Origin of the sequence: Lentzea cavernae, from assembly GCF_014653695.1 — a bacterium.
Lineage (GTDB): Bacteria > Actinomycetota > Actinomycetes > Mycobacteriales > Pseudonocardiaceae > Lentzea > Lentzea cavernae.
In genome coordinates this window covers 86,882-110,737 of record NZ_BNAR01000013.1, presented here as the reverse complement: position 1 = coordinate 110,737, position 23,856 = coordinate 86,882, and the positions used below count along the sequence as shown (strand labels likewise).

Genomic DNA, 23,856 nt, shown 5'->3' with positions numbered 1-23,856 from the left:
GTTCACACGGCCGCGGTGCCGATCAACCCGTTGCGCGTCACCAGCGCCGCCAGCTCGGCCTCCGCGAGACCTTCCGTGCCGGCGGGCCGGCGGGGCAGCACCATGTACCGCGACTCGGCGTTCGCGTCCCACACCTCGATCCTGGTGGAATCGGGCAGCGCCAGGCCGAACTGCTCCAGCACCTCGCGCGGGTGGCTGACCACCTTCGAGCGGTAGGCCGGGCTCTTGTACCAGGTGGGGGACGGGCCGAGCAGCGAGAGCGGGTAGCAGCTGCAGAGCGTGCACACGATGACGTTGTGCACGTCCGCGGTGTTCTCGACGACGTGCAGCACCTGCGGTTGCAGGCCGCCGCCCATCGACAGGCCGACTTCGGGCAACGTGTCGTTCGCGTCGGCCAGCAGGCGTGCCCGGAAGCCGTCGTCGGTCCAGGCGCGTGCCACGACCCGGAAACCGTTGGCGGGCGAGGCCTTCGCCGTGAACGCCTCCAGCACCTGGTCCAGTTCCCGGGGGTCGATCAGGCCCTTCTCCTCGAGGATCGCCTCCAGCTCCCGGACGCGGGCGGCGATCGGGGAGTCGTCGTGGTCGTCACTCATCGCCGAGGTAGTCCTCCCAGAGGGACAGCGTCACGTTGTGGTCGCCGTGCCCGAACAGTTCACGTGCGGGGAACCGCACGAGGTACACCTGTTGCGGCTGCCGGATTCCCCGCGCGTTCAGGTCCGCGAGCGGGTGGACGCCGTCGCTGCCGACGACCGTGCCGACGCGGCCGCGCGCGTAGTGCGGCAGCCGCGTGTGGTGGTCGGGGTCCACAGTGGACGTCCGGACCCGGTCGCCCGTCCGGTAGCGCTCAGACAACGCCCTTCTCCTTCAGGAGCGTCTGGATGGCGCGGAACCAGTTCTCGTAGTAGCTCGACTCGTGCGACATCGTGCGTTCGACGGCGTCGCGGAACTCGTCGAGGTTGTAGATCCCCTGCCCGATCAGCGCGCGGTTCATCGCCATGACGTGCGCCTCCCAGTCGGCGTGGAAGGGCGGTTCGTCCAGTTCCTCGAGAACCGGGCCGAACCCGTCCAGGCCGCCGACGTCGTTGATCCTCGGCATGTCACCTCCTGCGCTCAGCCAGATTCTGCGCCGCCTCCCGCCAGTTCGGGAAGTGGAACTCGAATCCCGCGCGCTGGAGCCTGCCCGGCACGACCCGGCGGCTCTTGAGCAGCAGCTCGGTGTCGGTGCGGAGCGCGAACGCCCCGATCTCGGCCATCCAGCTCGTCGCGGGCAGCCCGACGGGCATCTTCCAGGCCTTCCGCAGCTCGCGCATGAACTCGCGCTGCGGCAACGGGTCCGGCGCCGCGAGGTTGACGGCCCCGGAGATCGGTTCCCTGATCAGCAGCGCGACCGCCCGCACGAAGTCGTCGTCGTGGATCCACGAGACGTACTGCCCGCCGCCCGCCACCGGGCCGCCCAGCCCGAGCCGGGCCATCCACGACAGGTAGTCGAACACGCCGCCGCGGTCCGGGCTCATCACCATCGCGGCCCGCAGCGCGACCTTGCGGGTGCCCGGGGTGGCGGCCTCGTCCAGCTCGGCCTCCCAGCGCTTGGCGATCTCGACGCTGTACGCCCAGTAGCCCGGCACGTCCGGCTCGCGGCCGCCGACGACGCCGGTCTCCTCGTCGTTCGCGGCGTCGAACCGGTGCGAGTAGATCGTCGCCGTGCTCATCTGCAACCACACGCCCGGTGGGTTGTCCGCCTTCGCGATGGCCTCGCCGACGACCCGCGCCGAGTCGATCCGCGACCGCATCATCTGCCGCAGGTTCTCGGCGGTGTAGCGGCAGCTCACGCTGCGCCCCGCCAGGTTGATCACGACGTCGGCGCCGTCGATCTCGTCCGCCCACGCGCCCAGCGAGTGCCCGTCCCAGCGCACGCCCGCGCTGCGGCTGATGATCACCACCTCGTGGCCCGCCGCCCTGAGCGCGCGGGTCAGCACGCCGCCGACCTGCCCCGTACCGCCTGGAATCACGATCTTCATGTCGTCCGTCCCCCTCGCGGCCGACGCTAGTACCCGGTAGCTGAGAGTCGTGTCAGCTATGCTCCGGCGAAACGATCAAACGAACAGGCGGTCGGTCATGCGGGAGTCCAGCGAGGCACGGCGGCAGCGGATCTTGGCCGTCACGGCGTCGCGGGGCACGGTCAAGGTGAGCGATCTGGCCGAGGAGCTGGACGTCTCGATCGTCACGATCCGGCGCGACGTCGAGGAGCTCGCGAGGCTCGGCAGGCTGCGCCGCGGGCACGGTGTCGTGCGGTCGCTCACGCCGGTCCAGCGGCCGGAGCCCGTACAGGCGGCGAACGGGTCGATCGCACTGGTGGTGCCGGAGCGCCACACGTACCTGTACGAGACCATGAACGGCGCCCGCAAGACGCTCGAAGAGGCCGGCATGCGCGTGGTCCTGCACATCGCGCCGCAGGTCAGGGGTGCCGAACGGCCCATCGTCGAGAAGGCGCTGACCGACTCCGTGCAGGGGCTGCTGATGGCGCCGCGCTGGCGCACCTCCGAGGAGGAGACCGAGGACGACTGGCTCGCCGGCACGGGCGTGCCGACCGTGTTCATGGAACGCCGCCCGAGCGGTGGACTGCGCGCGATGAACTCCGTGTGCTCGGACCACTGGTACGGCATGCATCTGGCCGTGAAGCACCTGACGGACCTGGGGCATCGCAGGATCGTGCTGGCCGCACGCGACGACAGCCCGACCGCGCGGGTCCTGCGCAGGGCGTTCCAGGAGATCTCCGCGGACCTGGAGGACGCGGTCACGGTGCTGAGCTCGCCGGACACCGGCCTCGTGGACGTGCTGCGCGCGCACCGGGCCACGGCGGCGGTGCTGCACGGCGACGAGGACGCGTTGATGCTGGTCCAGCAGATGATGAGCGCCGGGGTGGACGTGCCGGGGATGTGCTCGGTCGTGTCGTACGACGACGTGGTCGCGTCGCTCGGCAGCATTCCGCTCACGGCCGTCGCGCCGCCGAAGACCGAGGTCGGCAAGGTCGCCGCCGAGCTGCTGCTCCGGAAGCTGAAAGGCGAGGTCACCGCCGCCGAACGCATCGAGCTGCTGCCCACGTTGAAGATCCGTTCATCGACTGAGCGTTTGACCGTTTCTTGACGTCAAACCGATCAGGCGATCAGGATGCGATCCATGCGCCTGAGTCGTCGCACACTTCTCGCGGCGGGCCTCACGGCACCATTGGCGGCCTGCTCCACTCCGCAACGCCGCGGTGCCGGAGGTCCGGTAGAGATCACGTTCTGGTCGGCCCTGCGAGGTAGCCAGCAGGTCGTCGACGCGTTCAACTCCTCGCAGAACCGCATCAGGGTGGTCTTCCAGCAGATCCCCTCCGGTGGGCAGGGCGGCTACGCCAAGCTCAGCAACGCGGCTCGTGCGGGCAACGCGCCCGATGTCGCCACGATCGAATATCCGCAGGTGCCGGGGTACGCGATCGACGGCGTGGCCCGGGACATCACCGACCTCCTGAGCGAACGCGTGAAGCAGAAGATCCTGCCGCAGGCGCTCAAGCTCACGACGTTCGACAACCGCGTGTTCAGCGTCCCGCTCGACGTCGAGCCGATGGTCCTGCACTACCGCGCGGACCTGTTCGAGGCCGGTGGCTTCGAGGTCCCGGCGACCTGGGACGAGTACGCGGCGCTCGCCCGCACCGTCCGCGACGCGTTCCCGGACAGGCGGCTCGGGATCTTCCCGACCGACGGCGGCATGCAGTTCGCCTGCTACGCCTGGCAGGCCGGCGCGCAGTGGTTCGACACCAGCGGTGGCAAGTGGCGCGTGTCCCTCGCCGACGAGCCCACGCAGAAGGTCGCGGCGTACTGGCAGGAACTGATCGACGAGGACCTCGTCTTCCGCAACGCCGCCGACAGCAAGCAGCACGACGCCCAGCTCGGCCAGGACCGCGTGATCACGAGGCTCAGCGGCGCGTGGGACGCGGGCGCGCAGATGCGGGCCCGCCCGGCGCAGAAGGGCAAGTGGCGCATCGCCCCCATGCCGATCTGGGACGAGCAGGTCGTCGGCACGCACGGCGGCTCGACGTTCGCCGTCACCAAGGACTCCCGGCAGCCCGAGGCCGCGATGGAGTTCATCGAGTGGCAGTGCACGCACCCGGACGCGCTGACGGCACGGTTGAAGAGCGGCACCAGCAGCCAGTACCCGGTCGCGCCCGGCCTGGTCGAGGCGGGCGCCAAGGCGTTCCCCGGCGAGTACTACGGCGGCCAGGACATCTACCGGCTGTTCCAGCGGGAGGCGGACAAGATCCGCGACGGCTGGGTGTGGGGGCCGCGGATGACCGCCACCCAGAAGGTGATGCAGGACGGGTTCGCCCGCGCCGGGGCCGGTGCCGGCACGGTGATCGACGCGATGCGCGAGGCCCAGAGCGGCACGATGCCGGACCTCAGGGCCCTCGGTCTGTCCACAGAGGAGGGTGCGAGGTGAAGGGGAAGCTCGCCTGCGCCGTTCTGATGGCGCCGTTCTTCGTGTTGCTCGTGACGGTCTTCCTCATCCCGACCGGCACGGCGATCTGGCTCAGCTTCTTCGCCGCCGACCAGCCGGGACTGGGCTTCGGGCCGGAGAGCACGGTGTTCGTCGGGCTGCGCAGCTACGCCGCCGTGCTCAGCGACCCGACGTTCCTCAACGGTCTCGGGACCGTCGTCCTGTACTGCGTGCTCTACATCCCGTTGATGGTCGTCGGCGCGCTCACCCTCGCGCTGCTGCTGGACTCCGGTGTGGCGAAGCTCCGCAGCTGGGCGCAGATGAGCCTCTACCTGCCGCACGCCGTGCCGGGCATCATCGCGGCCCTGATCTGGCTCTACCTCTACACACCGGGGCTGAGCCCGATCATCGACCTGTTCGCCCAGGCCGACATCGAGATCAACTTCCTCGGCATCAACACCGTGCTGCCGTCGATCGTGAACATCGCCCTGTGGAGCAACCTCGGCTACAACATGGTCATCTTCTACGCCGCGTTGCAGGCCGTGCCGAGGGAGGTCCTGGAAGCGTCCGTCGTGGACGGTGCCGGGCCGGTCAAGCAGGCGGTCCGGATCAAGGCGCCGCTGGTGCGCGGCGCGATCGTCACCGTCGGCATCTTCACGTTGATCTGGGCGCTGCAGCTGTTCACCGAACCGGTGCTGCTGAGCCAGTCCACCCCGATGATCAGCGCCCGGTTCTCGCCGAGCATGTACATCTACGACGCCGCCTTCACCCGCAACAACTACGGCCTCGCCGCGGCCGCGTCCGTGGTCCTGCTGGCCTTCACGGTCGCGCTGTCCTTCGGCGTCACCCGCTGGACGAACAGGAAGGCCGCCTGATGACCCTCCTCGGCCGGACCACGGTGAACGTGGTCGTCGGCATCGCGGTGCTCTACACGCTGCTGCCGGTGATGTGGCTGGTGCTCGCCGCCACGAAGAACGTCGACGCGTTGTTCAACAGCGACCTGTTCGGCGGCTTCTCGCTCGTGGAGAACGTCAAGAACCTGTTCGCGATGGACAAGGGCCTGTACGGGCGCTGGTACCTCAACAGCCTGTTGTACGCGGTGATCGGCGCGGCGGTCAGCGCGTTCATCTCGATCGCGGCTGGCTACGCGTTCGACAAGTACGCCTTCCGCCACAAGGAGAAGCTCTTCGGGCTCGTGCTCGCGGCGGTCATGGTGCCGCAGACCGTCCTCGCGCTGCCGCTGTACCTGATGGCGTCCGGTGCGGGGCTGGTGAACACGTTCTGGGCGGTGTTCATCCCGGCGCTGTTCAACCCGTTCGGCGTCTACCTCGGCCGGATCTTCGCGCAGGGGTACGTCCCCGACGAGGTGCTGGAGGCCGCGCGCATCGACGGCGCGGGTGATCTCGCCACCTACTTCAAGGTCGCCTTCAGGATGCTGGGACCGGGAATGGTCACGCTGTTCCTGTTCCAGCTCACCACGATCTGGAACAACTTCTTCCTGCCGATGGTGATGTTGTCCGACCAGTTGCTCTACCCCGTCAGCCTTGGCCTGTACCAGTGGAACAGTTCGGCCACGGTGTCTCCCGAGTACTACCCGGTGGTGATCATGGGATCTCTCTTCGCGGTGCTGCCGCTGATCCTCGCGTTCATGTTGCTGCAACGGTTCTGGAAGGCCGGCATGACCGCGGGAGCCGTCAAGTGAGGGCCGCGGGCGTGATGTCGGCAGAGGCCGCCGCCGCCGTCCTCACGCCCGTGCTCCCCTCGCTGGAGGCGGCCTGCGACTTCCGGGGCGTCCACCAGGACTTCGCGGACGTCCCCGACGTCGACCTGCTCGTGACGGGCTGGGGCTGCCCGCCGATCACGGCGGAGGTGCTGTCGCGGTTGCCCGGTCTGAGGGCGATCGTGCACACGGCCGGGTCGGTCAAGGGCTTCGTCACCGACGCGTGCTGGGAACGCGGCATCGCGGTGTCGTCGGCCGCGCAGGCCAACGCGCTGCCGGTCGCCGAGTACACCCTCGCGATGATCCTGCTCAGCGGCAAGCGCGTGCTCGAACGCGCCCGCTCGTACCGCGAGACCAAGCGGATGTCGGTGTACGAGGTGCCCGGTTCGGTGGGCAACTTCGGCGCCGTCGTGGGCGTCCTGTCCGCGTCGCTGATCGGCCGGCGGGTGATCGAGCTGCTGGCGCCCTACGATTTCGAGGTGCTGGTGCACGACCCGTTCGTGACCGAAGTGGACGGTGCCGAGTCGGTGGGCCTCGCGGAACTGTTCGAACGCAGCGACGTCGTCAGCGTGCACACGCCGCTGCTGCCGGAGACCGTCGGCCTGGTCAGCGCCGAGCTGCTGCGCCTGCTGCGCGACGACGCCGTGCTGATCAACACGGCCCGCGGCGCCGTGGTGGACCAGGACGCGCTGGTGGCCGAGGTCGGCCGCATCCGGGCGGTGCTCGACGTGACCGACCCCGAGGTGCTGCCGGCGGACCACCCGTTGTGGCGCAGCGACAACGTGCTGATCACGCCCCACCTGGCCGGGTCGCAGGGCAACGAGTGGGGCCGGCTCGGCCGGCACGCCGCAGACGAGGTGCGGCGGTGGGCGGCGGGGGAGGGGTTCGCGACCCCGGTGCCGGCGGCGTTGAGGGAACGGATCGCATGAGTGCGGCCGCTGCCGGCGGCGTGGAGAGGAACGAGCGCGTGAACTCGCCAGACCGCAACGACCGAAGGGAACACACGGCGTGAAGCTGCCAGAGCCGGACCACGCACTCAGCCCCCACACCGGCCTCACCCGCGAGCACTGGGTGGCCACCGCAGACGACCTGCTCGACGCGGCCTGGCGCCACGCCTCCCCGGACCAGGCCTTCCTCGACCTGCCCGGCAGGCCGTCCCGCAGCGGGGTGAGGTCCGACGGCCTGGAGGGCTACGCCCGCACGTTCCTCGCCGCCACGTTCCGCACCGCGCACGGCGACGACCCGCACCACTGGCTGGAGCGGTACGCCGCGGGTCTGGCCGCCGGCACCGCGGGGGAGTGGCCCGCGATCCTCGACGTCGGCCAGCCCATGGTCGAGTCCGCCTCCGTGGCACTGGGCCTGCGCCTCACCAAACCGTGGCTGTGGGACGCGCTGCCCGAGCCGGTGCAGGACCGCGCCGAGGCGTGGCTGCGGGAGTCGCTGCGCCACGTTCCCGCCGCCAACAACTGGTACTTCTTCCCGTACACCGTGGCGTCCTTCCTGGAACAGGCCGGTCGCGGCGACGACGAGACCCGCCGGGCGCGGGAACGCGCGATGGACCTGCTCCAGGGCTGGTACGTCGGCGACGGCTGGTACTCCGACGGCGACGGCAGGGCGTTCGACCACTACAACGGCTGGGCCCTGCACCTCTACCCGGCGCTGGACGCGCACCTGAACGGCAGGCCGATCACCACGCACCTGCGCGAACACCTGGAGAGCTTCGCCCTGCTGTTCGGCGCGGACGGCGCTCCGGTCTACTTCGGACGGTCGCTCACCTACCGGTTCGCCGCCGCCTCGGCCGTGGGACTGGGCGCGGTCACCGGCGAGACGCCGCTGAGCCCCGGCCACTCCCGCCACCTCATCAGCAACACCCTGCGGTACTTCCTCGACCGCGGCTCGCTCACCGACGGCCTGCTCAGCCTCGGCTGGCACGGCCCGCACGAGGCGAGCCTGCAACCGTACTCCGGTCCTGCCTCGCCCTACTGGGCGTCCAAGGCGTTCGTCTGCCTGCTCGCCGATGCCAGCCATCCACTGTGGACCGCGACCGAGGAGGCCCAGGACGAGGACCGCACGCTCGCTCTGCCGGGACCGGGTTTCCTGGTCCAGCGCCACGGCGGTGTCACCAGGCTGCACAACCACGGCAGCGACCACGTCCGGCCGTTCGAGGGCGAGCACGCGTCCGACGACGACCCGCTCTACAGCCGCTTCGCCTACTCGACGTCCACCGGCCCGACCTCGAGGCACAACGTGCCCGACAACCACATCAGCCTGGTCTTCCGGGGTGACCGCAGCGTGCGGCGCAGGATCCACCCGCTGGGCGCGCGGGACAACTGGGCCGCCTCCTGGCACCGCCCGGTGTTCGAGGCGAACCAGCCGATGGTGCCCGGTCTGCGGGTCGAGAGCGTCACGGCGGTGTGGGGCGACCAGGAGCTGCGCGTCCACCGCGTCGTCGGCGCCCCGCCCGGCATGAAGGCCGAGCTCACCGGCTGGGCCACGGACCTGCCGTCGGCGTTGGTCCCGATCCGGGGCTGGACCGGTGAGACGGCGCAGACCGCACCGCAGGGCACGGCGTTCACCGCCACCGCGAAGGTCACGACGCTGACCGCGGACGTCGAGGGCACGGTGACCCTCGCCGCCGTCGCGGTCCTCGGCGGCACCGTCGAGGACGTGGACTGGGACGCCCGCGTGGACGAGGTCCTGAAGCTCACCCTCGACGCGGACTAGACGGGCACGTCGAAGAACGACATCACCCGCGCACCCGGTGCGAGCCACGGTTCCAGCAAGGCGCGGGCCCGGCCGGGTTCGCGGTGGAACAACCCGACCCGCACGGCGAAGACCAGGTCGAACCGCCGGTCGCCGAGGTTCACGTCCTCCAGCGACGCGATGAGGAACTCCGCCCTGCCCGACGCCACGTACGGGGCGTTGCGGCGGGTGGCCGCCTCGACCATCCTGACCGAGCGGTCGATCGCGGTGAGCGTGCCCGTGGACAGCAGCTGGCACACCATCGTGGCGGCCACGCCCTGCCCGCAGCCGATCTCCAGCACCCGGTCGCCCGGCCGGATCGCGAGTTGGCCGACCACACCCCGCAGACGCTCGCTCATGGTCCACATGATGCGTCAGCGGGGCGGGCGGGGCTACTCCCGCGGGACCTCAGCCGAGGCCGCCCAGGTTGACCATCCAGCTGATGCCGTACTTGTCGACGAGGTCGCCGTACTCGTCGCCCCACATCTGCTTCTCGAGCGGCGTGCCGACCTTTCCCCCCTCCGCCAGGGCGTTGAAGTACTGGCGCAGCACCTCTTCGTCACCCGACAGCGACACCGTGATGCTGGAGCCGGACCGGTGCTCCATGCCGGGCGGCGTGTCGGCCGCCATGATCGTGTAGCCGGCCTCGGTCTCCAGCTGGCCGTGCATGATCTGGTCGGCCTGCGGCGTGTCCTGCACGCCGAACTCGCCGAAGGTGTTCATCTTCAGCTCGCCGCCGAAGACCGAGTGGTAGAACTCCAACGCCTGGCGGGCCTGGCCGTCGAAGCTGAGGTACGGGTTGAGGCGAGTGGCCACCGTGATCGCTCCTTCGAGAGACGGGCCCGAATCCTCGCAAACCCTTGGCGTGCCGACAACTTGAACTTATTCCGTGACTCCGGGGTCACCCTGCGCGACCTTGCCCGCGTACACGAGTGTGGCCTCGGGCGTGAGCGGGTGGAACGTTCCGGCGCGCACGTCGCGGTAGGCGCGCTCGAGCGGGGAACGCCGGAAGAACGACCGTCCACCCAGGACCTCCATCGCGACGTCCACGACCTCGATCGCCTCCACGACGGCCTGCCGCTTGGCGAGCATCACCGTGACGGTCGACGCGGCGTCGGCGGTGTAGTCCGAGCCGAGCTCGTCGATCGAGCCCATCAGCGACCACCACGCGGTGCGCAGCTTGTAGTCCATCAGCCCGATCTGCCGCGCGGCGTTCTTCGACGTCGACCGCACGGCCACGTCCCGCGCACCCGACGCGATGCCGAAGTACGTCGCCCCGCACACCGGTGCGAAGTGGACGACCGCGGCGAACAGGGGCGCGCCGAACTCCCCGTACGGCCGGCGGGCGGCGATCTTCCCGGCCGGGATGAACACGTCCTGCATCACCACGTCGTGGCTGGCCGTGCCGCGCATGCCGAGCGTGTCCCACGTTTCCTCGATGCGCACGCCGTCGGCGTTCAGAGGCGCGCTGAAGTGCAGCACCTCCTCACCCAGGACGGCGGACGTGGCGACGACGTTCGCCCGCGGTGACTGGCTGCAGAACGCCTTGCGCCCGTTCACCAGGAACCCGCCGTCCACCGGCGTCGCGGTCGTCGTCGGCCACAGCCAGTCCGACCCGCCGCTGGTGGCGATGACCAGGCCTTCCGCGGCCACGCGCCGCAGCACGCCCTCCGCGTCCGGCGCGCCCTTGCGCCGTCTGTAGCCCTGCATCAGAGTCAGGTACAGGTGCATCGTGACGGCCAGCGCGGTGGCGCCGTCGTGGCGTGCGAGCTCCGCCTGCGCGTAGCAGACCTGGCGCATCGTGGCGCCGAGCCCGCCCAGTTCCTCGGGTACGGCCAACGCCAGGTAGCCCTCCTCGCGCATCGCCTCGTACGCCTCGCTCACGAACGTGGCGTCGCGGTCGTGCTCGGCCGCGTGGGCCGCCGCGACCGCGCCGATGCGCGCGGCCATCTCCACGAACTTCGCGTCGTCTTCTCTGGTGACGGTCGGAAACGTGCCGGTCACCCGTGGTGCGTCAAGTGTTGTCATGCGACGAACGTAAGAACCGGCGAGCCCCGCGGGTAGTTCTGAAAGTGAACCGGACGGCGGTAACGAAACGTCCGCCGCGGCGGAGACTTCCCCTGTGAGGACGTATGCGCAGTACTGCCCGATCGTCCGCGCCGTCGAGGTGCTGGGCGACCGGTGGACGTTGCTGATCGTGCGGGACATGCTCATCGGTGCCACGCGCTTCAACGAGCTCGCCCGCGGCCTGCCGGGGCTCTCGCGGGCCCTGCTGTCGCGGCGGCTGCGGCAGCTCGCCTCCGCCGGTCTGGTGCAGCGCACCGGGGACGGCTACACGCTGACGCCGGCCGGCGAGGCGCTGCGCCCGCTGGTGTTCAGCCTCGCCGACTGGGGCGCCCGGTACGCGTTCGGCGATCCCCGTGCCGAGGAGCTCGACCCCGAGGTGCTGATGTGGTGGATGCACGGCCGCATCGACACCGGCTCGGTGAGCAAGCGCGCGAACGTCGAGGTCCGCGTCAACGACCGCCGCCGCACGTTCTGGCTCGTGATCGAACCCGGTGACGCCTCGATCTGCTACACCGACCCGGGCCTCGAGGTCGACGCGGTGCTGGAGTCCGACCTCGCCACGCTCTTCCGGATGTGGGCGGGGGAGTTCGACCTGCTCGACGCGGTGCGCGCGGGCACGATCGAGCTGACCGGTCAGCGGTGGGTGGTGCGCGGCCTGCCGGACTGGCTCAAGCTCAGCCCCGTCGCGGAGTACGTGCGGGCGGCACGCGTCTGACCTGCGGTTTCAAGTTTCCGGGAGTTTTCTGGGCTGTCGTGTCGATCCGGGGTGGTGCCCGTTCGACTCATCAGTGGAAGGACACGACAGCCCAGGAGGAACCAGAGATGACCGCCACGACCACCGCCCCCGCCGCCACCACCCGCGTCGTCCGCAAGTCGGCTTTCGCCCGCCACGCCACGCTGGTGACCCGCGTCCTCACCGGTCTGCTGTTCACCGTGACCGGCCTGAACGGGTTCCTGAACTTCATGCCCGCACCGGATCCGAGCACGATGGCTCCCGCCGGGGTGGCGTTCAGCGCGGCGCTCTACGCCACGGGGTACATGCTGCAGCTGGCCTCGGGCGTCCAGGTGCTCGCCGGTGTGCTGCTGGTCGCCGGGAGGTTCGTGCCGCTGGCGCTCGCGTTGCTGGCCCCGGTGGTCGTGAACATCTTCCTGTTCCACGTCTTCCTCGAGCCGAGCGGCCTGGTCATGGCGCTGCTCGTGGTCGCCGCGGAGATCGGTCTCGCGTGGGCCCACCGCGACAAGTTCCGGCCGATGCTGCAGGCCCGCTGAGCCCCCCACAACGACAATTCCCCCGCAGGCTCGCCGCCTGCGGGGGAATTGTCTTTGTGAGACACGGTTTCCTACCGCACGAACGAGGCCAGCAGCGCCTGCACCTCGTAGACGTCGACGCCCTTGCCGAACTGCTTGGAGATCGGCGCGTCGTGGCTGGAGACCCAGATCTTGAGCTCCGCGTCGAGGTCGAAGTGGCCGGCCGTCTCGACCGAGAACTGCGTGATCGCCTTGTAGGGCACCGAGTGGTACTCGACCTTCTTGCCCGTCATGCCCTGCTTGTCGACCAGGATCAGGCGCCGGTCGGTGAACAGGAACGAGTCGCGCAGCAGCTGGTACGCCGCGTGGATCTGCTCGCCGTGCCCCAGGAGCCGCCCGAACTCCTTCGCGGCGTCCCGCGGGTCGAGCTTCGACGCGTTCCCCATCATTCCGCTGAGAAGTCCCATACGTCCACGTTTACCAGGCTTTCCGAAAGCTTGTCCCGGTCCTGGGCTTCCGCTGTCCGAGCGCTTCCCGTCACACCCCGAAAGTGGATCTCAACAGCCACTCGATCGGGGAGAACGACACGATGCGCCAACACCTCACCGCAGCCGCCGCACTGGCCGGCACCACCGCCCTGCTCGTCGGATGTTCCAGCGCCCCAGCGCACACGACCACCGAGTCGGCCGAGAGGCCGACGACCGACCAGATCAAGGCGTTGTTCGCCGACTGGAACGCCTCCCTCGCCACGGGGGACGCCCAGAAGGTGGCCGACCGCTACGCTCCGAACGCGGTCCTGCTGCCCACGGTGTCGAACCAGGTGCGGTCCACGCGGGCCGAGATCGTCGACTACTTCGAGCACTTCCTGCAGGGCAGGCCGAGCGGCAGCATCCTCGACTCGCACGTCGCCGTGCTGGACGCCGACGACGCCATCGACGCGGGCACCTACCGGTTCGCGCTCACCAAGGACGGCAAGCCCTCCACCGTCGACGCCCGCTACACGTTCGTCTACGAGAAGATCGACGGGAAGTGGCTCATCGTGAACCACCACTCGTCGGCGATGCCGGAGCAAGCCTGATCCGCACGCACAGCCCGCCGCTCGACGCCTCCTCCAGCGACACCGCGCCGCCGTCGTCGGTGACGAGCTGCTTCACGATCGCGAGCCCGAGACCCGACCCGCCCCTGCCGGTGAGGCCCTGGCCGCGCCAGAACCGGTCGAACGCCCGCGCCCGATCCGCCTCGGGCAGCCCTGGTCCGGCGTCGATGACCTCCACCAGGCCCGGCCGCGTGGTGCGGACGACGACCGCGGCGCCGTCCGGGGACACCTCCAGCGCGTTGGACAGCACGTTGTCCAGCACCTGCTCGAGGTGTCCCGGTGTCGCGAGGACGCGGATGTCGAAGCCCTCGCTGACCAGCGAGATCGAGCGTTCGTCGGCGGCGGCGCGCCACGCGGTGAAGCGTTCGGCGACGACGTCGAGCACCTGCACCGGTTCGGGGTGGGCGACGTCGGCCTCGGCGCGTGCCAGCGCGAGCAACCCGTTGACCAGCCGGGACATCCGCACGACCTCGGCCGTCGCCATCTCGACGTCCTCGCGGACCGCCGGGTCGTCGACGCCGTCGGCCACGTTGTCGAGGCTCAGCCGCAACGCGGTCAGCGGGGTGCGCAGCTGGTGCGAGGCGTCGCCGATGAACGCCCGCTGCGAGCCGACCAGCGTGCCGATCGTCTCGGTGGCGGTGTTCAGCGTGCGGGCGAGCGTGCGGGTCTCCGGCGGTCCCGTCTCCTCGGCCCGCGCGGACAGGTCGCCGTCGCGCAGCCTGCCCGCCATCGCGTTCAGGTCGCGCAACGGCCGGGTGAGCCTGCGCGCGAGCCACAGCCCCAGGAACGCCGCCACGACCAGCACGCCGACGGCGAGCGCGGCGCGGAAACCCCAGATCTGCCACAGCCTGTCGACGATGGGTCCGTCCGGATAGGACAGCCGGACCGCACCGACGACCGTGCCGTCCGGGGCCTTCGCGGCCACCGTGAGCTTCAGGCCCTCCGAGTCCCAGACCGTCGAGTCCGGCTGGGGTTCGAGGACGTCGATCTGGCCGGGCGTCTGGCGTTCGTAGGCGTCGATCAACGCGGTCAGCGACCTGGTGTCGCCGGACGCGAGCAGCAACGCGGCGGTGTCGGCCTCCCGGCGGGCGGTGTTCTCGGCGTCGCCGTAGAGCTGCTGGTTGAGCGTGAACGCCACCGGCACCGTGAACGCCGCGATCGCCACCGCGACCAGCAGCACGTAGCTCCAGACGAGCCGGCGGATCACGGGAGCACCAGCCGGAATCCCACTCCCCGCACGGTTTCGAGCGACGCCGCGTCACCGAGCTTGCGGCGCAGCACCCCGACGTGCACGTCGAGCGTCTTGGTGGGGCCGAACCAGTTCTCGTCCCACACCGCCTCCATGATCTGCTCGCGGGTGAACACCGCCCCGGGGTCCTCCGCGAGGAACGCCAGCAGGTCGAACTCCTTCGGCGTCAGCTCGACCTCACCACCGTCGAGGTGCACCCGGCGCCCCCGCCGGTCGATGCGAACCCGCCCGTGCGCCTCCGGCTCGGCCTGCGCGGGCTGCACGCGCCGCAGCACCGCCCGCATCCGCGCGACCACCTCCCGCACCCCGAACGGCTTGGTGACGTAGTCGTCCGCCCCGATCTCCAGCCCCACCACCCGGTCCACCTCGTCGGACCGCGCGCTGATGACGATGATCGGCACGTCCCCGCGCGCCCGCAGCTCCCGGCAGACGTCGAGGCCGTCCACGTCGGGCAGCCCGAGGTCCACCAGCGCCAGCGCGAAGTCCTCCGCCGCCAGCGCCTCCGCGCCCGTGCGCACCCACCGGACCTCGAACCCGTAGCGGGACAACCCTCGCGTGAGCGATTCCGCGATCGGCTCGTCGTCCTCCACCAGCAGCACCCGCATGGGCGCCGATCATTCCATCGAACGCGGCAGGGCGTTGCGCAGCCGGATGCCGCTGAACTCGAGGGGACCGGCCACGACCTCGTCTCAGCCAAGACGCGGGTGTGCTGCCGAACGTTGGAGCTCCGCCACAGCGGAAGCGGTGCGAAGGGCTCTGCCTTCTGCAGACGCGTCGACCACCCGCGCTCGGTCGTGACACCGTCGGAGGCGTTCGACGCCATCGGCCTGGAGGTCTCCCGGGGCCCTGCACGGTCGCCGTCAGACCCCAGGACCCGAGAAGTGCATGACCTGGCCGGGTTCGGGGCGCATGTGGTCGATACTGGCCCGCATGCGGAGGCTGATGCTCGCGGTTCTGCTGGTCCTCACCGGCTGCTCCTCAGGCGGTGCGGACAACACGGCCGGCTTCACCCCGGTCGACCTCACGGCCACGCCGGAAGCGTTGGCGACGCACGGCGAGATGCTGGTCATCGGCACCCGGCCGTCCGACCACCCGGAACTCGTGACGCGCACCAAGGACGGCACGCTCTCCAACTCCAGGCTGACGCCGTCGACCCCGTACGGCAAGGAAGCGCACTGGTACGGCATCACCTCCGACGGCACCACGATCACCGGTGTCGGCGGCGAACGGGGTGGCGCGCACGGCAACGTGCGGTGGAGCGCGTGGACCGGTGACACCCGTGCGATTGACGAGAAGCCGCAGGCCTTCAGCACGTTCGGTGGTTACGGCGCGGGTGAGCTGATCGGGCCGGTGCGGACCAATCAGGGGCCGTTGATCATCGGCACCTGGCAGAGCGACAAGGCGGGTCTCGACATCGCCGCCTGGACCTACGCCGACGACACGTGGACCCGTCAGCCCTCCGCCGGCACGGTGCTGGAGAGCTCACAGGAGCTCCTGCGGTTCCCGCTCGCCGTGACGCAGGACGGCGACGGCGCGCTCGTCGTGGGCTGGCAGATCGCGAAGGGCGTGGTCAGCGCCGCTGTCTGGCGGTTCGACGGTGCCACCTGGACCACGGCCGTGCTTCCGGACGGCGACGCCGCGCTGGCCGCCCGCTGCTGGGACGGGACCTGTCACGTGGTGGGGCGTGCGAAGGGCAAGCTCGCGTGGTGGACCGGGCCGGACTGGAAGAAGGTCGCCACGCCGGACGTGCCGGTCGGGGACGACCAGACCCTCGCCGCGCCGGTGTCCGTGAACGGCACGCCGACGTTGTTCGTCGATCATGGCGGTGTGAAGCTCGTGTCCGAAAAGGACGAACGCGTGGCGGACGGTCCCTCGGGAACCGTGACGGCGGCGGAGAAGGCCGGAGACCAGGTTTTCGTGATCGCCGGCGGTCGTTTGTGGCGCCTTTCTTAGGCTCGCCTGATCCATCTGGCGGTGTCCGCTGTGACGCGGTTCACGCCGTTCGGGCTAGCGGCTCGTGAGCTGCTCGGACGTCCGCCCTGCTCCGCATCGATGCAGTAACACTGCACACCTGAAGCGCTTCACAGCGTGATGCCCGGTTTCTGGTGACATTGCGCTGCTTGTCCCACGACTTCTGGTCAATGCATTCACCCGTATGCGTCACATCCATCCGTGGTGAGACAGAACTTCACGGTGAATACAGCGATCCGGCCGCACAATGGTCACGCTTGGACACACAATTCACGAGAGTCAACTGTTGATGTCGCTGTTCCACCGCCCTTTCCTCCACGCATGGGTGACTATGGCCCGGTCAGTGGGCCTCCACGCCAATGGTGGGGGTGGGCAGCGGTCCGCCAGAACGGCGGTTAACCTCTTGCAACTCGTCCACTGCAATCCAGTGAGCCGACGTCGCAACCACCGGGGAGAGGACTGAACACGGGTGGCCGGATTTCTGTTGCGGCGGTTGGTCAACTACGTGGTGCTCGCCCTGGTGGCGACGTTCCTCGCGTTCACGTTGGCCTCCGCCACCTTTGACCCGATCGGGGTGTTGCAACAACGCAACCCACCGCCTCCGGCGGCATCGATCGAGGCGAAGAAACGAGACCTGCACCTCGACCAGCCGATCCCGCAGCGGTTCGTCACGTGGATGGGAGGAGTGGTCCAGGGCGACTTCGGTCGCACGATCGCCGACCGCCCGATCACCGACGAACTCGGCAGGCGCATCGGCGTGAGTCTGAGGCTGTTCCTGATCGGCATCACGATCGGCATCCTGTTCGGCGTGCTGCTCGGTGTGGTGAGCGCGATCCGGCAGTACAAGTTCAGCGACTACTTCGCGACCCTGTTCAGCTTCATACTGCTGTCCACACCGGTGTTCGTGCTGGGCACGTTGCTGAAGATGGGCGCACAGGGGATCAACGACTCGATCGGCACCAACGTGCTGATCTTCGTCGGTGAGACGACACCCGGATTCCAGGGCAACTGGTTCGAGCACCTCGGCGACCGGCTGCAGCACCTGGTCGTGCCGACGCTGACGATCGCACTCGGCCAGATCGCCTACTACAGCCGCTACCAGCGCTCGTCGATGCTCGACGTGCTCGGCAGCGACTTCCTGCGCACCGCCCAGGCCAAGGGGCTGACCCGCCGCAAGGCGTTGTTCAAGCACGGCCTGCGCACCGCGCTGATCCCGATGGCGACCCTGTTCGCGTTCGGTTTCGGCCTGCTCGTCGTCGGTGGCACGTTCACCGAGCGGATCTTCGGCTGGTTCGGCATGGGTGACTGGCTCGTCACCGGCATCTCGGCGCAGGACACGAACATCACCGCCACGGTGACGCTCTTCGTCGCGGTGTGCGTGCTGTTCTCCGGCTGGCTCGCCGACGTGCTGTACGCCGCGCTCGACCCCCGAATCCGCGTGAACTAGGCAAGGTGACGACGACGTGACCGTGATCCTCAACGAGGGCGACTCCGCGGGAACCACCGGCGCCGCCTCCGGCAGCCCCGTCGACGCGGCGCCCGAACCGGGCAAGGCGATGACGCGCGGCAGGCTCGTGCTGATCCGCTTCATGCGCAACAAGCTGGCGCTGGTCGGCCTGGTGCTCATCCTCGGCATGTACCTGATGGCGTTCGTGGGCCCGCTCCTGTCGAAGTGGAGCTACGACACCCAGGACTACACCGCGTTCCTGGAGCCCCCGTACTCCGAGCACATCTTCGGCACCGACAAGATCGGTACCGACATGTTCGCGCTCACCATGCGCGGACTGCAGAAGTCGTTGATCATCGGCCTGCTCGTGGCGCTGATCTCGACCACCGTGGCGGCGATCGTCGGCGCGGCGGCGGGTTACTTCCTCGGTGTCGCCGACAAGGCGCTCATGTGGGTCGTCGACCTGCTGCTGGTGCTGCCGTCGTTCCTGATCATCGCGATCCTGAGCCCCTGGTTCCGCGGCAAGTCGTGGTTCCTGCTGGTGCTGATGCTCGCGGCGTTCCAGTGGATGATCACCGCCCGCATCGTGCGCGGCATGACGCTGACGCTGAAGGAACGCGAGTTCGTGAAGGCGGCCAAGTTCATGGGCCAGCCGGCGCGCAAGATCATCGCCAAGCACATCGTGCCGAACATGGCGTCGCTGCTCATCATCGACGCGACCATCAACGTCGGCTCCGCCGTGCTCGCCGAGACGGGCCTGAGCTACTTCGGGTTCGGCGTGCAGTCGCCCGACGTCTCGCTCGGCACCCTGATCGGTCTCAACGCCGAGTCCGCGACGACCTTCCCGTGGCTGTTCCTGTTCCCGGCGGGCTTCCTCGTCGTGTTCGTGCTGGCGGTGAACTGGGTCGGCGACGGGCTCCGCGACGCGCTCGACCCCACCTCCACGCGCGTGCGCCGCAAGGAGAAGAAGGACACCAAGGAGAAGGCCGCCTCATGACCACCTCGGAGATCCAGTTCGACACGCCGGCAGACCCGGTCGTCGAGGGGCCGGTCCTGCAGGTCGAGGACCTCCACGTGTCCTTCCCGAGCGAGGCGGGCCGCGTGCGGGCCGTGCGCGGCCTGAGCTACCACGTCTCGCCCGGCGAGGTCCTCGGCATCGTCGGCGAGTCCGGTTCCGGCAAGTCCGTGTCGTCGCTCGCCGTCATGGGCCTGCTGCCGAACTCGGCGCGCATCACCGGTTCCATCAAGTTCCAGGGCCGCGAGCTCATCGGCCAGAGCGACACCGAGCTGTCGCGGATCCGCGGCCGGCGCATCTCGATGGTGTTCCAGGACCCGCTGTCCGCGCTGACGCCGGTCTACACCGTCGGCGACCAGATCGCCGAGGCGATCCTGGTGCACCGCAAGGTGTCCAAGTCCGCCGCGAACAAGCGCGCGATCGAGCTGCTCGACCTCGTCGGCATCCCGAACGCCGCCGAGCGCGCCAAGGCGTTCCCGCACGAGTTCTCCGGCGGCATGCGGCAGCGCGCGGTGATCGCGATGGCGATCGCCAACGACCCCGACCTGATCATCGCCGACGAGCCGACCACCGCGCTCGACGTGACGGTGCAGGCGCAGGTGCTGCAGCTGCTCGAGACCGCGCAGGAGGTCACCGGCGCGGGCATCGTGATCATCACCCACGACCTCGGCGTCGTCGCCGGGTTCGCGGACCGCCTGATGGTCATGTACGCGGGCCGTGCCGTCGAAAAGGGCAAGGTCGACGACATCTACCAGCAGCCGCGCATGCCGTACACGCTCGGCCTGCTCGGCTCGATCCCGCGCCTCGACGTCAGCGAGAAGCAGGCGCTGGTGCCGATCAAGGGCCAGCCGCCGTCGCTCACGGACCTGCCCCCGGGCTGCCCGTTCGCGCCGCGCTGCCCGATGGTCGTCGACGCCTGCCACACCGCCGAACCGCCGCTGGTGGACGTCGACGGCTCGCTCGAGCACGCCGCCGCGTGCATCCGCACCAACGAGATCGCCGCGACCGACGCCGAGGGCGCCGAGGCCGCCGTCGAGATCTTCGGCGCCGAGGTGGCGGACGAGCCCGAGGTCGCGAAGATCCCGCGCGAGCAGCGCGACGTCGTGCTGGGCCTCGACGAGCTCGTCAAGGAGTACCCGGTCAACAAGGGCGTGGTGTTCAAGCGCCGCGTCGGCACCGTGCACGCGGTCGCGGGCATCTCGTTCGACGTCCGCGAGGGCGAGACCCTGGGCCTCGTCGGTGAGTCGGGCTGCGGCAAGACCACGACGCTGATGGAGATCCTCAACCTCCAGAAGCCCCAGAGCGGCGAGATCTCCGTGCTCGGCACGAAGTCGTCCGAAGTGGACGCCAAGCGCCGCTTCGCGATCCGCCGCGACATGTCGGTGGTCTTCCAGGACCCGATGGCGTCGCTCGACCCGCGCCTGACGATCCACGACTGCATCGCCGAGCCGATGCAGGTCCACGGCTACAGCAAGGCCGACATCAACCGGCGCGTGCCGGAGCTGATGAGCCTCGTCGGCCTGCGCCCCGAGCAGCTCTCGCGCTACCCCGGTGAGTTCTCCGGTGGTCAGCGCCAGCGCATCGGCATCGCGCGGGCGCTCGCGCTCGAACCGAAGCTCGTCGTGCTCGACGAGCCGGTGTCGGCGCTGGACGTCTCCATCCAGGCGGGTGTCATCAACCTGCTGGAGGAGCTCAAGTCCAAGCTGGGCCTGGCCTACCTGTTCGTGGCGCACGACCTGTCCGTGGTGCGCCACATCGCGGACCGGGTGGCCGTCATGTACCTCGGGAAGATCATCGAGATCGGCGAGGTGGACTCGGTGTTCGACGCGCCGCGCCACCCGTACACGCAGGCGCTGCTGTCCGCGATCCCGATCCCCGACCCCGTCAAGGAGCGCCAGCGGGAGAGGATCATCCTCACCGGCGACCTGCCGAGCCCGGCGAACCCGCCGTCCGGCTGCCGGTTCCGCACCCGCTGCTTCCTGCACGCGCAGCTGCCGCCCGAGAAGCAGCGCACGTGCATCGAGGTGGAACCACCGCGCGAGGTCCAGGCGCCCGACCACGAGGCAGCCTGCCACTTCGCCCAAGTCCGTCAGGTCCTCTGATGCATCCGTCGCCTCAGCAGACCTGCGAAGGAACAGTGTCCCCGGCAACTGGTGTCCGGGCACGAGGGAGGTTCACGACAGTGAGTCGACGTACCACGGTGGGAGTGTCCGCGCTGGCCGCGGTCGTCCTCACGCTTACCGCGTGTGGGGGGCCCAGCAACAACAACGCCAACTCCGGGCTCAAGGGCGCGGACAACGCGATCGGCCAGGCGGACATCAACCCGCAGGACGCGTCCAAGGTCAAGGCCGGCGGCGAGTTCCGCTGGCCGGTCGACCAGTTGCCGGACAACTGGAACTACAACCAGCTCGACGGCACCAACGCCGACGGCCGCCGCATGATCGACACGTTGATGCCGAACCTGTTCAAGCAGAAGGCCGACTCGACGATCGAGGTCAACAAGGACATCCTCGACGACGCGAAGCTGGCCTCCAACGACCCGCAGGTCGTCGAGTTCAAGATCAACTCGAAGGCCAAGTGGTCTGACGGCAACGCGATCACGTGGCAGGACTTCGAGGCCATGTGGAAGTCCCTCAACGGGACCGACAAGGCCTACGAGGTCGCCGGCACCACCGGTTACGAGGACATCGAGAAGGTCGAGAAGGGCGCGTCCGACCAGGACGTCAAGGTGACCTTCAAGAAGAAGTTCGCCGAGTGGAAGGGCACCGTCTTCACGCCCCTCTACCCGAAGTCCATGTCCTCCTCGCCCGAGGAGTTCAACAAGGGCTGGGCCGACGCCCCGAAGATCACCGCCGGTCCGTTCAAGGTCGGCACGATCGACCGCACCGCCAAGCTCGTGACCGTCGTGCAGGACCCGGCGTGGTGGGGCGAGAAGCCGAAGCTCGACAAGATCACGTTCCGCCAGGTCGACCGCCCCGCGCTCGCGGACGCGCTCGCCAACGGCCAGATCGACTTCTTCGACATCGGCTCGAGCATCGACAACTTCACGCGTGCCAAGTCGATGCAGGGTGTGACGATCCGCCAGGCGATCACGCCGGACTACTCGCACATCACGTTCAACGGTGCGGACTCGTCGATCCTCAACGACCCGAAGCTCCGCGTCGCGCTGATGCGCGGCATCGACACCAAGACCATCTCCAAGGCGCTGCTCGGCCAGATGATCAAGGGCGACGCGCAGGTCACCGGCAACCACTTCTTCCTGCTGGGTTCCGCGGGCTACAAGGACAACTCGTCCGTCGCCTCGTTCGACAAGGAAGCCGCGAAGAAGCAGCTCGACGAGCTGGGCTGGAAGCTCGAGGGTGAGACCCGCAAGAAGGACGGCAAGGAGCTCGTCGTCCGCTACATCATCCCGACGCCGAACCCCACGTCCGACCAGATCGCGAAGCTCGTGCAGTCGCAGCTGAAGGAGGTCGGCGCCAAGATCGACATCCAGGCCGTGCCGTCGACCGACTTCTTCAAGCAGTTCGTGAACGTCGGCAACTTCGACATGGTCGGCTTCCGCTGGCTGTCCTCGGCCACGCCGGTCTCGGACAGCAAGGGCATCTACACGCTCGACCCGGCCAGCACCAACCAGAACTACGGCCGGATCGGCTCCGAAGAGGTCAACAAGCTGCTCGAGCAGGCCAACGGCGAGCTCGACGACACCAAGCGCCTCGAGATCGCCAACGAGGCCGACAAGAAGATCTGGGAGCTGGGCCACCAGATCCCGCTGTACCAGCTGCCCGGCGCGGTCGCGGTGAAGAGCAACGTCGCCAACTTCGGCGCCGTCGCGTACGCGAACCGTCCGTACGACTACATCCACATGGGCTTCACCGAGTGATGTAGCTAGTCTCATGAACGGCCCGGCGGGTCTCTCCGCCGGGCCGTTTCTTTCTGTTGGGAGCTTGTCGTGTTGCGTTCCCGGGTTCGTGCGCTGCGCCACGGGTTGTTCGCCACCGCGGTCGTGCTGGTGGTGTGCTTCGTGGTCGCGCTGTTCTGCTGGCTGTCCTATTCGGACGGGCGTGCGGCGTTGACGTCGATGACGGCCCGCGCCACGGGTGACGTGGTGTCCTTTTCGGACGGATCGGTCGAGGTGCGCTGGCCGACGGGGACCGCGCTCGTCGCCTACGAGAACGGCGAGCGGATCGTGGGCAAGCAGACGCAGATCGCGTTCGACCCCGCCGAACCGTCGCGTGCCGTGATCCCCGGTTCGGACCTCTTCCTCGAGACCGACCGGGCGCTGGGCGGCGTCACGTTCGCCGCCGCCGTGGCGCTGCTGGTGGTCTTCGCCGGTGGCGTGCGGCTGCTGCTGGCGGTGCGGCCCGGGCGATCGGCCGCCGTCACCACGCCGGTGCGCCGGATCCGGCTGCAGTCCGGGCTGATGGTGCGGTCGTGGCTCGAGATCGACGGGCCCGTCGAGCGGTGGGTGCCCGTCTACTACGACCCCGTGCTCGTGACGCTGCCGTCGCCGGTCGACGTCGAGCTGCGCGGTGGCCGGGTCGCCGTGGTCGACGGCGTGACCCTCTACCCGTCCGGCCGCCCGGTGACCAAGCACCCGCGCGGCCGTCGTCTCGACAACCCCGCGCAGCCCGACCCGGAGACGCGCGCGCCCCGCGGTCTGGCCGCCCAGCTGCGGGCCGACGCGGTGTTCACGGTGCCCGCGCCGGTCGTCGGACTGTTCTGGGCGTACCTGGACGGCAGCGGGTTCACCGGCTGGATCACGGCCACCGTGATCGCCGCGGTGCTGGGGCTGTGGTGGGGTGCGTTCCGGGGCTCCGACCCGTCGTAA

The 23,856-nt window shown here is 69.3% G+C and carries 25 protein-coding genes; 15 read left to right on the top strand and 10 right to left on the bottom strand.

The window, feature by feature from the left end; genetic code table 11:
- Positions 1–2: 2 nt before the first annotated feature.
- Genes IE307_RS33740 through IE307_RS33730 form a run of 4 tightly spaced genes read right to left on the bottom strand, consistent with a single transcriptional unit; the run spans position 3 to position 2,018 of the window.
- Positions 3–593, bottom strand: coding sequence for a nitrile hydratase subunit alpha (locus IE307_RS33740; RefSeq protein ID WP_191303461.1), 591 nt, complete (start codon positions 591–593; stop codon positions 3–5).
- Positions 586–852, bottom strand: a complete 267-nt coding sequence (locus IE307_RS47030) for an SH3-like domain-containing protein (protein ID WP_229905332.1) — start codon at positions 850–852, stop codon at positions 586–588. Before IE307_RS47030 ends, IE307_RS33740 begins: the two co-directional genes overlap by 8 nt.
- Positions 845–1,096 (bottom strand): SH3-like domain-containing protein, encoded by a 252-nt coding sequence (locus tag IE307_RS47025; RefSeq protein ID WP_229905331.1) that lies wholly within the window; start codon positions 1,094–1,096, stop codon positions 845–847. Before IE307_RS47025 ends, IE307_RS47030 begins: the two co-directional genes overlap by 8 nt.
- Position 1,097: 1 nt before the next feature.
- Positions 1,098–2,018: a TIGR01777 family oxidoreductase gene (locus IE307_RS33730; protein ID WP_191303460.1), complete on the bottom strand. Its 921-nt coding sequence runs from the start codon at positions 2,016–2,018 to the stop codon at positions 1,098–1,100.
- A 97-nt stretch (positions 2,019–2,115) separates the two neighbouring features.
- On the opposite strand from IE307_RS33730, the gene IE307_RS33725 reads away from it, so the two are divergent.
- The 6 genes from IE307_RS33725 (at position 2,116) to IE307_RS33700 (ending at position 8,917) form a co-directional block, all read left to right on the top strand.
- Positions 2,116–3,144 (top strand): substrate-binding domain-containing protein, encoded by a 1,029-nt coding sequence (locus IE307_RS33725; RefSeq protein ID WP_191303459.1) that lies wholly within the window; start codon positions 2,116–2,118, stop codon positions 3,142–3,144.
- A gap of 33 nt (positions 3,145–3,177) precedes the next feature.
- Complete coding sequence (locus IE307_RS33720; RefSeq protein WP_191303458.1) at positions 3,178–4,476, top strand: ABC transporter substrate-binding protein; 1,299 nt, start codon at positions 3,178–3,180, stop codon at positions 4,474–4,476.
- Positions 4,473–5,348 (top strand): carbohydrate ABC transporter permease, encoded by an 876-nt coding sequence (locus IE307_RS33715; protein WP_229905330.1) that lies wholly within the window; start codon positions 4,473–4,475, stop codon positions 5,346–5,348. The genes IE307_RS33720 and IE307_RS33715 overlap by 4 nt, the downstream gene beginning before the upstream one ends.
- Positions 5,348–6,175 (top strand): carbohydrate ABC transporter permease, encoded by an 828-nt coding sequence (locus tag IE307_RS33710; protein WP_191303457.1) that lies wholly within the window; start codon positions 5,348–5,350, stop codon positions 6,173–6,175. The genes IE307_RS33715 and IE307_RS33710 overlap by 1 nt, the downstream gene beginning before the upstream one ends.
- Positions 6,172–7,122: a hydroxyacid dehydrogenase gene (locus tag IE307_RS33705; RefSeq protein ID WP_229905329.1), complete on the top strand. Its 951-nt coding sequence runs from the start codon at positions 6,172–6,174 to the stop codon at positions 7,120–7,122. Before IE307_RS33710 ends, IE307_RS33705 begins: the two co-directional genes overlap by 4 nt.
- 79 nt (positions 7,123–7,201) lie before the next feature.
- On the top strand, positions 7,202–8,917 hold the full coding sequence (locus IE307_RS33700) for a DUF2264 domain-containing protein (protein WP_191303456.1): 1,716 nt from the start codon (positions 7,202–7,204) through the stop codon (positions 8,915–8,917).
- On the opposite strand, the gene IE307_RS33695 is transcribed toward IE307_RS33700, so the two are convergent.
- From IE307_RS33695 to IE307_RS33685, 3 genes are all read right to left on the bottom strand, one after another.
- Positions 8,914–9,294 (bottom strand): class I SAM-dependent methyltransferase, encoded by a 381-nt coding sequence (locus IE307_RS33695; RefSeq protein WP_191303455.1) that lies wholly within the window; start codon positions 9,292–9,294, stop codon positions 8,914–8,916. The two genes, IE307_RS33700 and IE307_RS33695, sit on opposite strands and share 4 nt — an antisense overlap.
- Positions 9,295–9,343: 49 nt before the next feature.
- Positions 9,344–9,751 (bottom strand): VOC family protein, encoded by a 408-nt coding sequence (locus IE307_RS33690; RefSeq protein WP_191303454.1) that lies wholly within the window; start codon positions 9,749–9,751, stop codon positions 9,344–9,346.
- A gap of 66 nt (positions 9,752–9,817) precedes the next feature.
- On the bottom strand, positions 9,818–10,963 hold the full coding sequence (locus tag IE307_RS33685; RefSeq protein ID WP_191303453.1) for an acyl-CoA dehydrogenase family protein: 1,146 nt from the start codon (positions 10,961–10,963) through the stop codon (positions 9,818–9,820).
- Positions 10,964–11,057: 94 nt separating this feature from the next.
- Between IE307_RS33685 and IE307_RS33680 the strand changes: the two genes are divergently transcribed.
- Both IE307_RS33680 and IE307_RS33675 read left to right on the top strand, forming a co-directional pair.
- A complete protein-coding gene (locus tag IE307_RS33680) occupies positions 11,058–11,717 on the top strand; it encodes a winged helix-turn-helix transcriptional regulator (protein WP_229905328.1) in 660 nt (219 codons plus the stop codon).
- Between the two features lie 107 nt (positions 11,718–11,824).
- Complete coding sequence (locus tag IE307_RS33675; RefSeq protein WP_191303452.1) at positions 11,825–12,271, top strand: DoxX family membrane protein; 447 nt, start codon at positions 11,825–11,827, stop codon at positions 12,269–12,271.
- A 71-nt stretch (positions 12,272–12,342) separates the two neighbouring features.
- Here IE307_RS33675 and IE307_RS33670 read toward each other — a convergent pair whose 3' ends face one another.
- On the bottom strand, positions 12,343–12,717 hold the full coding sequence (locus IE307_RS33670; RefSeq protein ID WP_191303451.1) for a PH domain-containing protein: 375 nt from the start codon (positions 12,715–12,717) through the stop codon (positions 12,343–12,345).
- 83 nt (positions 12,718–12,800) lie between these two features.
- On the opposite strand from IE307_RS33670, the gene IE307_RS33665 reads away from it, so the two are divergent.
- Positions 12,801–13,328, top strand: a complete 528-nt coding sequence (locus tag IE307_RS33665) for an SgcJ/EcaC family oxidoreductase (RefSeq protein WP_229905327.1) — start codon at positions 12,801–12,803, stop codon at positions 13,326–13,328.
- Here IE307_RS33665 and IE307_RS33660 read toward each other — a convergent pair.
- Positions 13,285–14,553 carry a HAMP domain-containing sensor histidine kinase gene (locus IE307_RS33660; protein ID WP_191303450.1) on the bottom strand — a complete coding sequence of 423 codons (1,269 nt, stop codon included), beginning with the start codon at positions 14,551–14,553 and terminating at the stop codon, positions 13,285–13,287. The genes IE307_RS33665 and IE307_RS33660 overlap by 44 nt on opposite strands.
- A complete protein-coding gene (locus IE307_RS33655) occupies positions 14,550–15,200 on the bottom strand; it encodes a response regulator transcription factor (RefSeq protein ID WP_191303449.1) in 651 nt (216 codons plus the stop codon). The genes IE307_RS33660 and IE307_RS33655 overlap by 4 nt, the downstream gene beginning before the upstream one ends.
- Before the next feature lie 325 nt (positions 15,201–15,525).
- Here IE307_RS33655 and IE307_RS33650 point away from each other — a divergent pair, with 325 nt between their 5' ends.
- From IE307_RS33650 to IE307_RS33625, 6 genes are all read left to right on the top strand, one after another.
- Positions 15,526–16,548, top strand: a complete 1,023-nt coding sequence (locus IE307_RS33650) for a hypothetical protein (RefSeq protein ID WP_191303448.1) — start codon at positions 15,526–15,528, stop codon at positions 16,546–16,548.
- Positions 16,549–17,035: 487 nt separating this feature from the next.
- Positions 17,036–18,013 (top strand): ABC transporter permease, encoded by a 978-nt coding sequence (locus IE307_RS33645; protein WP_191303447.1) that lies wholly within the window; start codon positions 17,036–17,038, stop codon positions 18,011–18,013.
- Between the two features lie 16 nt (positions 18,014–18,029).
- On the top strand, positions 18,030–19,010 hold the full coding sequence (locus tag IE307_RS33640) for an ABC transporter permease (RefSeq protein ID WP_229905326.1): 981 nt from the start codon (positions 18,030–18,032) through the stop codon (positions 19,008–19,010).
- Positions 19,007–21,130 (top strand): ABC transporter ATP-binding protein, encoded by a 2,124-nt coding sequence (locus IE307_RS33635; RefSeq protein ID WP_191303446.1) that lies wholly within the window; start codon positions 19,007–19,009, stop codon positions 21,128–21,130. The genes IE307_RS33640 and IE307_RS33635 overlap by 4 nt, the downstream gene beginning before the upstream one ends.
- An 80-nt stretch (positions 21,131–21,210) precedes the next feature.
- Positions 21,211–22,908, top strand: coding sequence for an ABC transporter family substrate-binding protein (locus IE307_RS33630; RefSeq protein ID WP_229905325.1), 1,698 nt, complete (start codon positions 21,211–21,213; stop codon positions 22,906–22,908).
- 69 nt (positions 22,909–22,977) lie between these two features.
- Complete coding sequence (locus tag IE307_RS33625) at positions 22,978–23,856, top strand: hypothetical protein (RefSeq protein ID WP_191303444.1); 879 nt, start codon at positions 22,978–22,980, stop codon at positions 23,854–23,856.